This window comes from Xanthomonas sp. NCPPB 1826 (assembly GCF_056725285.1).
The window spans coordinates 1611761-1626383 of record NZ_CM161521.1; the positions used below are offsets into that span (position 1 = coordinate 1611761).

A 14623-nucleotide genomic window follows, 5' to 3' on the forward strand; every position below is an offset into this window, starting at 1 on the left:
CGGCCAGCATTTTTCAGCAGGTCCCGCCATACTTGTGGACATGGGCATTGAAATCGAACGTAAATTTCTCGTGACTGGCGACGGCTGGCGCAGCGCCGCGCATGCGGTGATCCCGATGGCGCAGGGCTATATCAACGATCAGGCGGCGCTGCGCAGCGGTGCGCAGAACGCATCGGTGCGGGTGCGCATTCAGGGCGAGAGCGCGTTTCTCAATCTGAAATCGCGTGAGGTGGGGCATACCCGGCAGGAGTTCGAATATCCGATTCCGGTTGTCGAGGCGCGTGCGCTGCTGGCGCTGTGTGTCGGCGGCCTGATCGACAAACGTCGGCATCTGGTCCAGTACCAGGGGCATGTGTGGGAAGTGGACGAATTCCTCGGCGACAACGCCGGGCTGGTGGTGGCCGAGATCGAACTCGGCGATGCCGACGAGGCCTTCGCCAAACCCGACTGGATCGGCGCCGAAGTCACCGACGATGTGCGCTATTACAACCTGGCGCTGGCCTCGCATCCGTTCAAGCACTGGAGCGGGGATTTGTAAGTCGGGATTCGGGATTGGGCATCCGGGATTCGTAAAAGCTAAAGCGATGCGTCGGACTTGGGCTGATTGCGTTGCGACTCCCCAATCCCTGCCTTGGTATTGGGTTTATGCTTTGCGAATCCCCGATGACGAATCTCCAGTCCCCGCCCATGCGCATCGATATCTGGTCTGACGTAGTCTGCCCCTGGTGCTGGATCGGCAAGCGCCGTTTCGAGCAGGCGGTGGCCGCGCTCGGTGCGCAGGCACCGGCGTTGGACATCCATTACCACGCCTTCCAGCTGGACCCAGATGCTGGCCTGGAGCCGACCCCGCTGCGTGATGCGCTGGCGCAAAAGTTCGGCGGTGACGCGCGCGTGGAGCAGATGCTGGCGCAGACCCAGGCCACTGCGCGCGCCGAAGGCCTGCCGTTCGATTTCGGGCGTGGGCAGGTGCAGGTCAGCACATTGCGCGCGCATCGGCTGATCTGGCTGGCCAGCCGCGAGGGCGATGTCCAGGCCGTGATCGAAGCGTTATTCCATGCGCATTTTGCCGAAGGCCAAAACGTCGGTGCGACCGCAACGCTGGTGGCTGCCGGGGCCGCTGGCGGTCTGGACGAGGCCCGCGTGCGCGCGCTGCTGGACTCCGACGAAGGCGTCGTCGCTGTCGAGGCGCAACTGGCGCAGGCCGCTGCGCTGGGAATCCGTGCGGTGCCCAGTTTCGTCATCGATGGACGCAGCCTGATTCAGGGTGCGCAGCCGCCGGAGAGCTTTGCGCAGGCACTGTTGCAGCTGGCGGCCGAATCGGCGCCAATCGGTGGTCCCGATGCCTGCGGGCCGGACGGCTGCGCGGTGTGAACGGCCCGCGGCGTGTTGCAACGGCCTGCCGCTGACGAGATGACGCGGCCCACTCCATCGAGGACGGTTGCGGTGATCGGCGCCGGGCTGGCCGGGCTTGCCTGCGCGCAACGGCTGCAGGCTTCGGGATTGACCGTGACGTTGTTCGAGCAGGGCGACCTGCCCGGCGGACGCATGCGCAGCTGTGGCGGCGCTGGCTGGCAGTGCGATCACGGCGCGCAGTATTTCACCGCCCGCGACCCGGCGTTTGCCGCAGTGGTGGATGCATGGATCGCGCGCGGTGACGCGGCGGTCTGGCCTGCGCGCGTCGCCAGTTGGGATGGCGCCGACATGCGTGCGTCGCAGGGCGGGTTGACGCGCTTTGTCGGGGTGCCGGACATGGGCGCACCGGCGCGTGCGCTGGCGGCGGCCCTGAATATTCGGTTGGGCAGCTCTGTGCGATCGCTGCAGCGCAGTGGCGACACCTGGCAACTGGAGGTGGCAGAAGACGGAACGACACGCAACTGCTGCTTCGACACCGTATTGCTGGCGGTACCGGCACCGCTTGCAGCTGCATTGCTGGCGGACAGCGCGCCCACGCTGGCGACGACGGCCGCCAACGCACGGATGCAGCCGGCCTGGGCGGTGGTGCTGCGTTTCGACATGCCGGTCGACCCCGGGTACGACGCCTTGTTCGTCAACGTCGGTCCATTGCGCTGGGTGGCACGCAACGCCAGCAAGCCGGGCAGGGATGGCGTGGAAACCTGGCTGCTGCATGCCACTGCCGACTGGAGTCGGGCGCATCTGGACGCAACGCCTGAAACGGTGATTGCCAGCGTGTTGCCCGCGTTGGCCGCGCTTGGCCTGCCCCTGCCGCCGTCCTGTAATGCCTATCGCTGGACGGTGGCCAGCACTGAGCCCGCCTTGCAGCTCGGCTGTGCCTGGGATGCGCCGCTGAGCATCGGCATCTGCGGCGACTGGTTGGCCGGTGGCAAGGTCGAAGGGGCCTGGCAGAGCGGTATGGCCTTGGCTGCGCGTGTGTGTGCCGGCGATGCCGCCTGCAGCGGGTAGGAGTGATGCGGTGGCATGCGCGGGGGGAGATATGCGCTGGCGTGTCGATGCAGAGCGCGTCTGCACGCCAGGCCGTTCGCCAACGCAAACGGGCCGCGCAGGCATGACAGACCATGTGCCGCAATACAGTGCGCCCGCGCGTGCGACCTCGATCGTTGCGATGCTTTGTGTGCGTGCAGGCGTCCGGCATAGGTGAGCGACCCCGACGCGACCGCAGGCGAGCGTCACCCGCAGCGAGCTGCACACACGCTGCGCCTGGTCCTGGGCGATCAACTCAACCCGCAACACAGCTGGTTCGATGTCACCGATGCGGGCGTGGTCTACGTGCTGATGGAAGTGCGCGAGGAAACCGACTACGTGCTGCACCACGCGCAGAAGATCCTGGCGATCTTCGCAGCGATGCGCGCGTTTGCCGCGCGCCTGCGGCAGGCCGGTCATCGGGTGCGTTATGTGGCCATCGACAACCCCAGCAATCGGCAATCGATTCCCGCCAATCTGGATGCGCTGATGGCGCACTACCGCGCCAGCCAACTGGAGTATCAGGCGCCGGACGAATGGCGGCTGGACGAAGCATTGCAGCACTGGTGCGCGCGGCAGCCGTTCGCCACGCGCATGGTCGACAGCGAACATTTCCTGACCGAGCGCGATGAGGTGGCCGGGTGTTTTCGCGCTGGCGGCCAATGGCGCATGGAAGTGTTCTATCGAAAGATGCGCCGCCGCCACCGGATCCTGCTTGATGCCGCAGGCGAGCCGGAAGGCGGACGCTGGAATTTCGATCACGACAACCGTGCGCCATGGCCGGGCGATCCGCCCGCACCGCAGGAGTGGCGCGCCGCGCACGATCACCGCGCGCTGTGGCGCTGTATCGAGGCGGCCGGGGTGCGCAGCTTCGGCGCGCCGAATGCCGACGCGCTGCCGTGGCCGCTGGACCGCGACGAAGCCTTGCAGCACCTGGATGCCTTCATGACGCATGCGTTGCCGCACTTCGGTCGCTACGAGGATGCGATGAGCACGCGCAGCCCGCGGCTGTTCCATTCGCTGCTGTCGTTCGCGCTCAACGTCAAACTGCTGCATCCGCGCGAGGTGATCGCGCGCGCGGAGGCGGCCCTGCATGACGGGCATGCGCCGCTGGCATCGGTGGAAGGCTTCATCCGTCAGATCCTGGGCTGGCGCGAATACGTGCGCGGCGTGTATTGGTCGCAGATGCCCGGTTACGCGCTGTCCAATCGGCTCGACCAGCATGCGCCGCTGCCGCACTGGTTCTGGGACGGGCAGATCGGCATGCGCTGCCTGGCCGATGCGATCGGCAATTCGCTGGCCAACGCGCATGCGCACCACATCCAGCGGCTGATGGTGATCGGCAATTTCGCGCTGCTGGCGGGGCTGGACCCGCAGGCCCTGCATCGCTGGTACCTGGGCATCTACATCGATGCGTTCGAGTGGGTGGAGCTGCCCAATACGGTCGGCATGAGCCAGTTCGCCGACGGCGGCCTGCTCGGCAGCAAGCCGTATATCAGCGGCGCGGCCTATATCGACCGCATGAGCGATTACTGCGGTGGCTGCCGCTACCAGCGCAAGGTACGGGTGGGCCCGCAGGCCTGCCCGTACAACGCGCTGTACTGGGATTTCCTGGCGCGGCAGCGCACGCTGCTGGGCGCCAACGAGCGCCTGGCGCTGCCGTACCGGCAGCTCGACGCCATGGCACCGGAGGTACTGGAGCAGGTGCAGGCGCAGGCCGCGCATTGGCGGGCGAATCTGGAGGTGCTTTGAGCTGCAGCCGAAGGGCAGCGACCGGGCCGAGACGGCCCGAAACATGGGCCTGCCTGAATGCGCGATCTGACGCTGCAACGCGCATCTGCGACAATGCCGCGCTGCGCCAACGTGGCGCCTGGCCCGGGAGTCCCCCAACATGCTTCTGATCGGCGTTGCCGGTACCGAACTCAGCGCACAGGAACGCGACTGGCTGCAGCACGACGCGGTCGCCGGCGTGGTGCTGTTCAAGCGCAACTTCGCCTCGCGCACGCAGGTGGCCGAGCTGTCCGCGTCCATCCGCGCGGCCGCACCGCGCCCGGTGCTGATCTGCGTGGACCAGGAAGGCGGGCGCGTACAGCGCTTTCGCGACGGCTACAGCGCCCTGGCGCCGCTGCAGAGCTTCGGCGCGCAGTACGCGCAGGACCCCGAGGCCGCGCTCGCTGCGGCGCGCGCGCATGCGCAGCTGATGGCCAGCGAAGTGCGTGCCAGCGGCGTGGACCTGAGCTTCGCGCCGGTGGTGGATCTGGGCCGTGGCAACCGGGCCATCGGCGATCGTGCCTTCAGCGACGATCCGCAGATCGTGGCCAGCTTCACCCGCGCCTATGTGCAGGCGCTGCACGGTGCCGGCATGGCCGCCACGCTGAAGCATTTCCCCGGCCACGGCACCGTGCTGGAAGACACTCACGTCGACCATGCCAGCGACCCGCGTCCGCTGGAGGTCCTGTTGGCCGAAGATCTGCTGCCGTTTATCGCTGGCATCGAGGCCGGTGCCGACGCGGTGATGATGGCGCACGTGGTCTACCCGCAGGTCGCCGCGGAACCGGCCGGCTATTCGCCGCGCTGGATCGAGCAGATCCTGCGCGGGCAACTGGGCTTTCGCGGCGTGGTGTTCTCCGACGACATCGGCATGGCCGCCTCGTTCAGCGCCGGCGGCGTGGCCGGCCGGGTGCATGCGCATCTGGATGCCGGCTGCGACGTGGTGCTGGTCTGCCACCCGGAACTGGTCGACGAATCGCTGCAGGCCGTGCAGGGCCGCAGCCTCAACACCGCAGCATTGATCGGCCTGATCGGCCGCGGCGCGCTGGGCTGGGATGGCCTGCTCGCCGGCTCCGACGCCTCATTCACCACTCCCCTTTCCGCCTCTTTCGGAACAACTGCCTGATGTCCACGCTCACCATTTCCCAGGCCCTGGCCCAAGCCGATCTGCTGGTCGACCGCCCTGCCATCGATGCGGCGGTCGCCAGCATTGCCGACGCGATCGCGCGCGACTATGCCGGCGAAGTGCCGGTGTATCTCACCATCATGCACGGCGCGTTGCCGTTCTCCGGGCAGCTGGCGCTGGAGCTGGGCGCACGCGGCCAGGACCTGCAGTTCGATTACCTGCATGCCACCCGCTACCGCGGCGAAACCACCGGCGGCGAGCTGGTGTGGAAGCACCGTCCGGCCACTGCGCTGTTCGGTCGCCGGGTGATCCTGGTCGACGACATCCTCGACGAGGGCTACACGCTGCAGGGCGTGCGCCAGTGGTGCCTGGAGCAGGGCGCCACCGACGTGCGCGTGGCGGTGTTGACCGTCAAGCGTCACGACCGCTGCGTGCCTGGCGTGGCCGCCGACTATGTCGGCGTGGAAGTGGCCGACCGTTACGTGTTCGGCTTCGGCATGGACGTCAACGAGCAGCTGCGCGGCATTCCCGCCATCTACGCGATGAAGCAGTAACTGCCGCAGTTTGCCCGCGTCGCTGCGGGCAGCCCGGCGCGCAGGCCTGCGCGCCACCGTCCTGTCTTTCGTTGCAGAGGTTGCTTGTGTCCTCCACTTCCATCGCATTGGCCGTCATCGGCGGCACCGGCGTCTACAAGCTCGCACAGCTGGATCAGGTGCAGACGCACGACATCGAAACACCGTATGGCGCGCCCTCCGGCCCGATTCGCGTGGGCATGTTGCTGGGCCACCGCGTGGCGTTCCTGGCGCGTCATGGCGAAGGCCATTCGCTGCCGCCGCACAAGGTGAATTACCGCGCAAACATCGCTGCGCTGCAGCAAATCGGTGCGGCGCGGGTGCTGGCGCTCAATACCGTCGGCGGCATCACCGAGCAGTTCGGCCCGCGCGTGCTGGCGTGCCCGGATCAGCTGATCGATTACACCTGGGGCCGCGTGTCCACCTTCTGCGAAGAGCCGGGCAGCGAGGTGCAGCACGTGGATTTCGGCCATCCGTATTCGCCGATGTTCCGCAGCAAGGTCATCGCCGCCGCCAAGGTGACCGGCGTCGCAATGGTCGCCGGCGGATGTTACGGCGCAACCCAGGGACCACGACTGGAAACGATTGCAGAGATCGCCCGCATGCGTCGCGACGGCTGCGATCTGGTCGGCATGACCGGCATGCCCGAAGCGGCTCTTGCACGCGAAAAAGGCCTGGAATATGCATGTTTGGCGATCGTGGCCAACTGGGCGGCAGGCTGTGGCGACGCGCAGGAAATCACCATGGCGGAGGTGTTGGCCAACGTCGATGCCGCCTCGTCCGGATTGCCGGAGCTGATCGGCGAACTTGCACGCGGGTGATTGTCATCGGGGCATAAGCTTTGCATACTCGGCGCGTACGCATCGCCGTACACCACCCATTAATTATTGCAAAGGTCTCGCATCACCATGCCGAACGGTACCGTCAAGTGGTTCAACGACGCCAAGGGATTTGGCTTCATCTCACCGGAGGACGGCAGCGCCGATGTCTTCGCGCACTTCTCCGCGATCAACTCCAAGGGCTTCCGCAGCCTGCAGGAAGGCCAACGCGTCAGTTATGACGTGACCCAGGGCCCCAAGGGTGCCCAGGCTTCGAACATCACGCCGGTCGAGTGATGTGACTCGATTGTGCGGTTGAAGAACCCCGCCACGGCGGGGTTTTTTTTGCATCGGCCCATGCGGGGTCGGTGCCGTCCAGGGAGCGAAGGACGTGCAGCGAGCATTGCGCATTGCGGTAGTGGGTTATGGAACGGCGGGGCAGGCACTGGCCGTGCTGCTGGGCGCCGACGGGCACCGGCTGGACGTGTTCGAACGTGCCGCCACGCCCGGGCCGGTGGGAGCGGGCTTCCTGCTGCAGCCCAGTGGCCTGCAGGTGCTGTGGAAGATGGGCCTGCTGCCGCAGGCGCTCGCGCATGGCGCACCGGTGCGCCGGCTGTATGGCGAAACGCCGTGCGGACGCGCGGTGATGGACATGCAGTACCGCGATCTGGATGCGCGGCTGATGGGCCTGGGGATGCAGCGCGGCGCCTTGTTTACGCTGTTGCGCGAAGCCTGGCCGGAGCACGCGCAGTTGCATGTAGATACCCGGATCACCGCGATCGATCACGACGGCGCGCGCGTGCAGGATCAACGTGGGCAGTGGCATGGCCCCTACGATCTGATCATTGCCGCCGATGGATCTGCATCGAGCTTGCGCGCGCAGGCGCAGGGCACGCGGCTGGATCGGGTGTATCCGTGGGGTGCGTTATGGTGCCTGCTGCCACGCGATGACTGGCCGTTCGTCGATGAGTTGCGCCAGCGCTATATCGGCGCGCGCAAGATGATCGGCCTGCTGCCGGTGGGCACGCGTCCGGGCGACGCCACCCCGCGGCTGAGTTTTTTCTGGAGCCTGCCGTGCAGCGATTTTGCCGCGTGGGAACAGCGCGGCATTGCCGCATGGCGGCAGGAGATTGCGCAGATGTGGCCGGATGCACATGCACGTCTGGAGACCGTGCAAGTGCATGGCGCATTGGCGCGTGCGAGTTATCGCGACGCGGTGGTGACACGCTGGCATCGCGGCCGCTTCGTGCTGGCCGGCGATGCCGCGCATGCGATGAGTCCGCAGCTGGGGCAGGGCGTCAACATGGCGCTGCTGGATGCGTTGGCGCTGCGCGAGGCCTTGCGGGTCGGCGCCGATCTGGATGCGGCCTTGCAGCACTATCAGCGCGAGCGCCAGGCGCATGTGGCGATCTATCACCGCTGGAGCCGTTGGCTAACGCCGTTGTTCCAATCCGAGCGCGATCTCTGGGCGCACGGACGCGATCTGCTGCTGCGCCCGATGGGACGCGTGCCCGGCGGACGCGGGCATATGCTGCGGGTGCTCAGCGGCACCCAGCACGGCTGGTTCGGCAAGCTGGCACTGGCGCCGGACTTTGTGGACGCGTTGGCGCAACCGGTGCCGCGTGTTGCCGTCGACAAGGCCGAAGCGGCCGCATAGAAGAAGCACCGGTCAACGCAGTGCCGCGCCCGCTAACGCACCGGCAATGCCAGCGCGTCGTCTTCCACGCAGGCGACCAGGCGCTCGCCTTCGACCAGCGTTGGCACGATGCCCGCGGTGAAATGCGAGAACGCCGGCAGGATGGTGACGCGCTCGCGCAACCAGAACGCCGGCCAGCGACGCGACATGCCGGGCAGCGCGGCCAGCGGATGCAGGTGCCCGCACAGCACATGCCCGGTTGGATGCGGCAGCGGATCGTGCCGCAGCACGAAGGGGCCATCTTCGACCTGTTCGCCGGCCGCTTCGATATGCAGGTCGGCGCCCACCAATGCGCGATCGTGATTGCCGCGGATGGCGATCACGCGCAACGCGCAATGGCGCTCGCGCCATGCATTCCAGCGGCGATGCCAGGCCGCGCGCGGTACGGGGCCGTGCAGCAGGTCGCCGAGTATCCATAACGCGTCCACCGTGCGCTGTTGCAGCAGCGCATCCAGTCGCTCCAGATCGTGCGCGGTGCCTCCAGCCGGCATGCCGATGCCGGCGCGACGGAACACATCGGCCTTGCCCAGATGCAGGTCGGCGATCAGCAAGGCGCGTTGCGCCGGTCGATACAGTGCGCGTTCGCCCAGCAGTTCCACTGTTTCGCCAGCAAGCTGCAACTGCACGCTATCGCCCATGTTTACGCTCCAGTTGTTCGGCAGCGCGCAACACGCGGGCCTTCCAGTCTTCGGTACTCAGTTGGCCGCGCACGCGTTCGGCCCATAACGGAAACGACAATGGGGTGAGGCTGCGCGGTTTGCACAGGCGCAGTTCGCGCCGCGCGCAATCTTCCAGTGCATGCGCAAGCCGCGCCAGTTCGAGCTGGCCTTCGAACACTTCGCGCTCGGCCTGGGCAAGCAGAAGGTGATCGGGGTCGAAACGTTGCAACACGTCGTACAGCAATCCGCTGGAGGCCTGTAGCTGCCGCAGGCTGCGTGGTGCACGGCCGGGCAGCGATGGCGACAGCAAGCCGGCCACGCGCGCGATTTCGCGGAACTGGCGGCGTGCCAGTTCGCCCAGGTTGAGGCTGTCGCGCAGATCGGCAAACAGGCCCTCCGGCGACAGCAGCGCCTGCAAGACGTTTGCATCGAGTTCCACATCCTGCGCCGGTGACAGCACGAATCCGTAATCGTTGGCAGCAAAACTGAAGGTATTGCGCTGACGCCGGCCCCAGCGTGCTGCCAGCAACGCGGCCAGCCCTTCGTTGACCTGGCGGCCGGCGAACGGATACACGAACACGTGCCGGCCATCGCGCGCCTTGATGCTTTCCACCACTAAATGGTCCGGGCCGGGCAGTGAGGACAGCGAGGCCTGCAGGCGCAGCAACGGCGCCAGCGCCTGCATTTCCGGCGCATCTCCGGGATCGGCAAACACCGCTTCGACCTCGCGCCCCAGGGCCGAGGACAACGGCATGCGCCCGCCCATCCATTTGGGCACCACGCCGCTGCCACCCTTGGCCACGCGCACGTAGGCGGTCATGTCTTCCAGCCGCACCAGCTCCAGCAGACGGCCGGCAAACTGAAACCGATCGCCACGGCGCAGGCGGCCGACGAACTGCTCTTCCACCGCGCCCAGGCGGCCGCCGCGCAGGAACTGCACGCGCACACTGCCGTCGCTGGTGATCGTGCCGATGGACAGGCGATGCCGCAGCGCGACGCGCCGATCGATGACCCGGTACACGCCTTCCTCGTCGCGCACGACCTTGTGGAAATCGGGGTAATGCGCCAGCGCGCTGCCGCCCTGCACGATGAAATCCAGCACCGCCTGCCAGGTGGCGTGGTCCAGTGCCGCAAACGCATCGGTGCCGCGCACCTGCTCAAACAAGGCATCGGCCTGAAAACCGCCGCCCAATGCCAGGGTCACGCAGTGCTGCGCCAACACGTCCAGCGACAGGCGCGGTGGCGGCCGCGCCTCGATCTGGCCATGCACGATGGCGCGCCGCGCAGCGGCGTATTCCACCAGTTCCAGCGCATGCGAGGGCACGCACACCACATGCCCGGATTCGCCCGGACGGTGGCGCGCGCGGCCGGCACGTTGCAGCAGGCGTGCAATGCCCTTGGGGCTGCCGACCTGCAGCACCTGATCGACGGCGGGGAAATCCACGCCCAGATCCAAGCTGGAGGTGGCAACCACGCAACGCAGGCTGCCGTCGCGCAGGCCTTGTTCGGCCGCCGCGCGCAAGGACGGGTCCAGCGAGCCGTGATGCAACGCGAGCGTGGCCAGATCGTCCGGCCACACCGCACTCAGGGCCTGATGCCACAACTCGGCCTGCGCGCGCGTATTGGTGAACACCAGGCTGGTGCGCTGCTGCATGATCTTCTGCAGCACGCGCGCCAGCTGCGCCAGACCCAGATGCCCGGCCCACGGAAAGCGCTCGCCGCTGTCGGGCAACAGCGTCTCCAGGGTCATCGCGCGGGGTTTGACGCCCGACACCAGCGCGGCATCGGGGCGATGCGGCAACAGCACGTCGCGCGCCTGCGCCAGGTTGCCCAGCGTTGCCGACAGGCCCCAGATGCGCAGCTGCGGCGCCCAGCCGCGCAGCCGCGCCAGGCACAGCTGCAGCAGCACGCCGCGCTTGTTGCCGAGCAGCTCATGCCATTCGTCGACGATCACGCAGCGCAGCGCCGACAGCTGCGGCGCGGTGTCGGGATACGACAACAGCAGGGCCAGCGATTCGGGCGTGGTGACCAGCACATCGAGCTTGCCGCTGCGCGCCAGCCGCTTGTCGCGCGCGCTGGCATCGCCGGTACGCAGGCCCACCTGCCAATCCAGCCCCAGGGCCTCCACCGGCTCGCGCAGCGCGCGTGCGGTATCGGCGGCGAGTGCGCGCAGGGGCGTGATCCACAGCATCTGCAGCGTGCGTTGCTGCTGGCGTCGCGCGGCCGTGGCGGGCTTGCTCGCCGGCTTGCGTCCACGCGTAGACAAGGCCTCCAGCAGCGGCCCACCGAAGGCCGCCAGTGTCTTGCCGCTGCCGGTGGGGGTATGCAGCAAGCCGGACTCGCCCGCGAGATAGCGCTTCCACACATCGCGTTGAAACGGCAACGGCGCCCAACCGCGCTGCGCGAACCAGGCACGCCATTGTTGCAAGGGCGTGCCGCGTGTCTGCGCCGCAGCACTCACCGTGCCAGCGCCTGCAGGCTGCTCAGGTGGTCGGCCTCGCTCATCGGCTTGTCCTGTCGCCAGCGCAGGATGCGCGGGAAGCGCACCGCAATGCCGGACTTGTGCCGCGCGCTGCGGTTGACCGCTTCGAACCCCAGTTCGAAGACATGGTGCGCGGTGACCGCGCGCACCGGGCCGAAGCGTTCGGTGGTATTGGCGCGGATCCAGCGATCCAGCTGCAGGATCTCCTTGTCGTCCAGCCCCGAGTAGGCCTTGGCGATCGGCACCAGCTGGCCCTCGTGCCACAGCCCGAAGGTGTAGTCGGTGTACAGCGTGCTTCGCCGGCCATGTCCGGCTTGCGCGTACAGCAGCACCGCATCGATGGTGAGCGGGTCGATCTTCCATTTCCACCAGTCGCCGCGCCGGCGGCCGGATTGGTAGCTGGAGCTGGCGCGCTTGAGCATCAGCCCTTCCACGCCGCGCTCGCGTGCATCCAGGCGCAGCTGCGCGGCCGCCTGCCAGTCATCGGCCTGCACCAACGGCGAAGCGACGATGCGCGGGTCGGCGAGCGTGCTCAGCACGCCTTCCAGCAATGCGCGACGCTCCTGCAAGGGGCGCTCGCGCAAATCCTCGCCATCGAGTTCGAGCAAGTCGTAAGCGACCACGCGCGCCGGCGCCGCCGCCAATGTCTTCGGCCCGGGCTTGAGCCGCTGGATGCGCGTCTGCAAGGCGGTGAACGGCATCGGCAAGGGCTGCTCCGGTTGCCAGGCCAGCAGCTCGCCATCGATGACCGTGCCGTCGGGCAACTGCAGCGCGGCCTGTTCGATCTCCGGGAAACGGCCATCCAGGCGTTCCTCGCCACGCGACCATAACGCCGCTTCGCCGGCGCGCCGGATCAGCTGCAGGCGAATGCCGTCCCACTTCCATTCCAGCAACCAGTTATCGACCGCGCCCAGCGTTTCGACCTCGGCTTCGAGTGGCGAGGCGAGAAAGAACGGGTAGGGCTGCTGGCGATCGCCGGGCAGTTCCTCGGCGGTCAGCAGGGTGGCCAGATAGCCCGGATGCGGCCGCCAGCTGCCGAGCATGCGCTGTGCAATGCGCGCGATCTCTATCCCTGACATCTCCGCCAGCGCCTGCTGCACCAGTCGCTGCGATACCCCCACGCGCAGGGCGCCGGTGAGCAGCTTGTTGAACACCAGGCGCTCATCGAAAGCCAGGCTGCGCCACGCCTGCACGACGCAGGCCTTGCGCACTTCCACGTCCTGGTTGGCGATCGGCAGCAACCGCTGTTCGATCCACTCGGCCAGCGGCAGATCGGCCGCTTCGGTGATCGGGTCGTCCAGCAACAAGGCAAGGGTCTCGGCCAGATCGCCGACATGGTCGTAGCTGTCGGCCACCAGCCAGTCGGCGATGCCGGCGGTGTCGGTGATCCAGTCGCGCAGTTCGCCGCTGCTGGCGATGCGCATGCGCGTGCTGGCTACCTTGCCACCGGCCAGCAGGTACAGCGCCCACGCCGCATCGAACGGCGGCGCACTGCGGAAATACGCGACCAAGGCCGCACGCTTGTCGAGCGTGCCGGTGCTGCGATCCAGGGTGCGGTACAACGCGGCAAATCGCTTCACGCCGGGCCCTGCAGCTTGGTGCGGTTGTCGGCAGCACGCAGTTCCAGCGCGCGCCGCGTAAATGCGCCCAGGCAGCGCAGGCGCCGGTAAGGCCGTGGCGGCCCGATCACCGCCGCCGGCAGTGCGCGGTGCACGCGAAACGCCAATGCGTGGCGACGGAACGCGAGTGCGCCGGTCAAACGGATCCGTGGGCGCGCGCGCGCATAACGACGTGCAGGCAAGGGGTTCATTCCTCGGCTCCGAAATCGGTACGGAAGGCTTCGGCAGCGACGCCGCGTTCCAGCAGGTGCTGGATCAGGGCATCGGTGTTGCCGTGGGTGGCGATCACCCGCCGTGCGCCGGTGTCTTCGATGGTGCGCAGCAGGTCCGGCCAGTCGGCATGATCGGACACCACAAAACCGCGGTCGTAGTTGCGTCGACGGCGATTGCCGCGAATGCGCATCCAGCCCGATGCGAAACCCTGTTGCGCGTGCCGGAAGCGACGGATCCAGGCGCTGCCGGCCGCCGATGGCGGCGCCAGTACCAGTTGCCCTGCATAGTCGGCGCCACGCGCGTGTTCGCTGACCGGTTGGGTGTCCAGCATCGGGATGCCGGCCTGGCGATACACCTCCACGCCCACTGCGATCGCGCCATGCAGCAAGGCTGGTTGCGTATCCCAGGCGCGCAATTCCGCCAATACGCGTTGCGCCTTGCCCAAGGCATAGCAATACAGAATGGCGGCCTCGCCACGTTCGGCGCATTCGTGGCGCCAGGCGACGATGTCGGCCGCGACATCGGCGGTATCCGGCCAGCGATACACCGGCAGCCCGAAGGTCGCCTCGGTGATGAAGGTGTCGCAGGGCACCACTTCGAACGGTTTGCAGGTGGGATCGTGCTGGCGCTTGTAGTCGCCCGATGCAACCCAGACCTCGCCATCCACCTCGATGCGCACCTGCGCCGAGCCGAGCACATGCCCGGCCGGATGCAACGACACCCGCGCGCGTCCCAGCTCGAACGCTTCGCCGTCGGCATGCGTGTGATAGACCTGCTCGCCCAGGCGCCACTGCAGGATCGGCAAGCTCTCGTGCGTGCAGTGGTATTCGCCCATGCCGCTGCGTGCGTGGTCGCCATGCCCATGCGTGATCACCGCACGTGGCACCGGCCGCCAGGGATCGATATGGAAGTCGCCCTGCGGGCAATACAGGCCTTCGGGGCCAAGCACCACCAGATCGCCAAGTTGTCCGTTGCCGTTGCGCATGCGGCAACTCTGGCCAAGCCGGTGTGCAGATCCTGAGAATGGGAATGGCACGCATCGGTACACCGATGCAGATCGCAATCGCTAATCGAGCCAGTGCGCGATCAAGGCAAGGCCATCGAATCGATCAAGCGCCTGGCGTGGCATGAGCTGGCCTTCAATGCAGCACGCCCGCCGCCAGCTCGCGCCGAATAATCAGTCAGCACTCGGAAATCGAACACCCATGCAGGCGCTGGCCCGCATCATC

The 14623-nt window shown here is 67.4% G+C and carries 14 protein-coding genes; 9 read left to right on the top strand and 5 right to left on the bottom strand.

Features of this window, described 5'->3' with window-relative positions; translation table 11 throughout:
* Nucleotides 1-40 precede the first annotated feature (40 nt).
* The 9 genes from AC1PLA_RS06920 to AC1PLA_RS06960 all read left to right on the top strand — a co-directional run bounded on the left by AC1PLA_RS06920 (nucleotide 41) and on the right by AC1PLA_RS06960 (nucleotide 8382).
* Nucleotides 41-538, top strand: coding sequence for a CYTH domain-containing protein (locus tag AC1PLA_RS06920; protein ID WP_024938027.1), 498 nt, complete (start codon nucleotides 41-43; stop codon nucleotides 536-538).
* A 149-nt stretch (nucleotides 539-687) separates the two neighbouring features.
* Nucleotides 688-1371 (top strand): DsbA family oxidoreductase, encoded by a 684-nt coding sequence (locus tag AC1PLA_RS06925; RefSeq protein ID WP_481105845.1) that lies wholly within the window; start codon nucleotides 688-690, stop codon nucleotides 1369-1371.
* 15 nt (nucleotides 1372-1386) lie between these two features.
* Nucleotides 1387-2421 carry an NAD(P)/FAD-dependent oxidoreductase gene (locus AC1PLA_RS06930; RefSeq protein ID WP_481106170.1) on the top strand — a complete coding sequence of 345 codons (1035 nt, stop codon included), beginning with the start codon at nucleotides 1387-1389 and terminating at the stop codon, nucleotides 2419-2421.
* A gap of 192 nt (nucleotides 2422-2613) precedes the next feature.
* Nucleotides 2614-4191, top strand: a complete 1578-nt coding sequence (locus tag AC1PLA_RS06935; RefSeq protein ID WP_481105846.1) for a cryptochrome/photolyase family protein — start codon at nucleotides 2614-2616, stop codon at nucleotides 4189-4191.
* 139 nt (nucleotides 4192-4330) lie between these two features.
* Entirely contained in the window at nucleotides 4331-5335 is a 1005-nt protein-coding gene (gene nagZ / locus AC1PLA_RS06940; RefSeq protein WP_481105847.1) for a beta-N-acetylhexosaminidase, read from the top strand.
* On the top strand, nucleotides 5335-5889 hold the full coding sequence (locus AC1PLA_RS06945; protein WP_016903731.1) for a hypoxanthine-guanine phosphoribosyltransferase: 555 nt from the start codon (nucleotides 5335-5337) through the stop codon (nucleotides 5887-5889). Before nagZ ends, AC1PLA_RS06945 begins: the two co-directional genes overlap by 1 nt.
* A gap of 86 nt (nucleotides 5890-5975) precedes the next feature.
* On the top strand, nucleotides 5976-6728 hold the full coding sequence (locus tag AC1PLA_RS06950) for an S-methyl-5'-thioinosine phosphorylase (RefSeq protein WP_481105848.1): 753 nt from the start codon (nucleotides 5976-5978) through the stop codon (nucleotides 6726-6728).
* A gap of 87 nt (nucleotides 6729-6815) precedes the next feature.
* The gene (cspE, locus tag AC1PLA_RS06955; protein WP_003488188.1) at nucleotides 6816-7022 is read left to right on the top strand and encodes a transcription antiterminator/RNA stability regulator CspE; all 207 of its coding nucleotides are present in this window, start codon (nucleotides 6816-6818) and stop codon (nucleotides 7020-7022) included.
* Between the two features lie 94 nt (nucleotides 7023-7116).
* The gene (locus AC1PLA_RS06960) at nucleotides 7117-8382 is read left to right on the top strand and encodes an FAD-dependent oxidoreductase (RefSeq protein WP_481105849.1); all 1266 of its coding nucleotides are present in this window, start codon (nucleotides 7117-7119) and stop codon (nucleotides 8380-8382) included.
* A gap of 32 nt (nucleotides 8383-8414) precedes the next feature.
* On the opposite strand, the gene pdeM is transcribed toward AC1PLA_RS06960, so the two are convergent.
* The 5 genes from pdeM to AC1PLA_RS06985 are packed head-to-tail and all read right to left on the bottom strand — an operon-like array spanning nucleotide 8415 to nucleotide 14379.
* Nucleotides 8415-9059, bottom strand: a complete 645-nt coding sequence (gene pdeM, locus AC1PLA_RS06965) for a ligase-associated DNA damage response endonuclease PdeM (RefSeq protein ID WP_481105850.1) — start codon at nucleotides 9057-9059, stop codon at nucleotides 8415-8417.
* The gene (locus AC1PLA_RS06970; RefSeq protein WP_481105851.1) at nucleotides 9049-11541 is read right to left on the bottom strand and encodes a ligase-associated DNA damage response DEXH box helicase; all 2493 of its coding nucleotides are present in this window, start codon (nucleotides 11539-11541) and stop codon (nucleotides 9049-9051) included. Before AC1PLA_RS06970 ends, pdeM begins: the two co-directional genes overlap by 11 nt.
* On the bottom strand, nucleotides 11538-13142 hold the full coding sequence (locus AC1PLA_RS06975; RefSeq protein WP_481105852.1) for an ATP-dependent DNA ligase: 1605 nt from the start codon (nucleotides 13140-13142) through the stop codon (nucleotides 11538-11540). Before AC1PLA_RS06975 ends, AC1PLA_RS06970 begins: the two co-directional genes overlap by 4 nt.
* Complete coding sequence (locus AC1PLA_RS06980; RefSeq protein ID WP_166768131.1) at nucleotides 13139-13372, bottom strand: hypothetical protein; 234 nt, start codon at nucleotides 13370-13372, stop codon at nucleotides 13139-13141. The genes AC1PLA_RS06975 and AC1PLA_RS06980 overlap by 4 nt, the downstream gene beginning before the upstream one ends.
* Nucleotides 13369-14379 (bottom strand): ligase-associated DNA damage response exonuclease, encoded by a 1011-nt coding sequence (locus tag AC1PLA_RS06985; protein WP_065031828.1) that lies wholly within the window; start codon nucleotides 14377-14379, stop codon nucleotides 13369-13371. Before AC1PLA_RS06985 ends, AC1PLA_RS06980 begins: the two co-directional genes overlap by 4 nt.
* Nucleotides 14380-14623 lie beyond the last annotated feature (244 nt).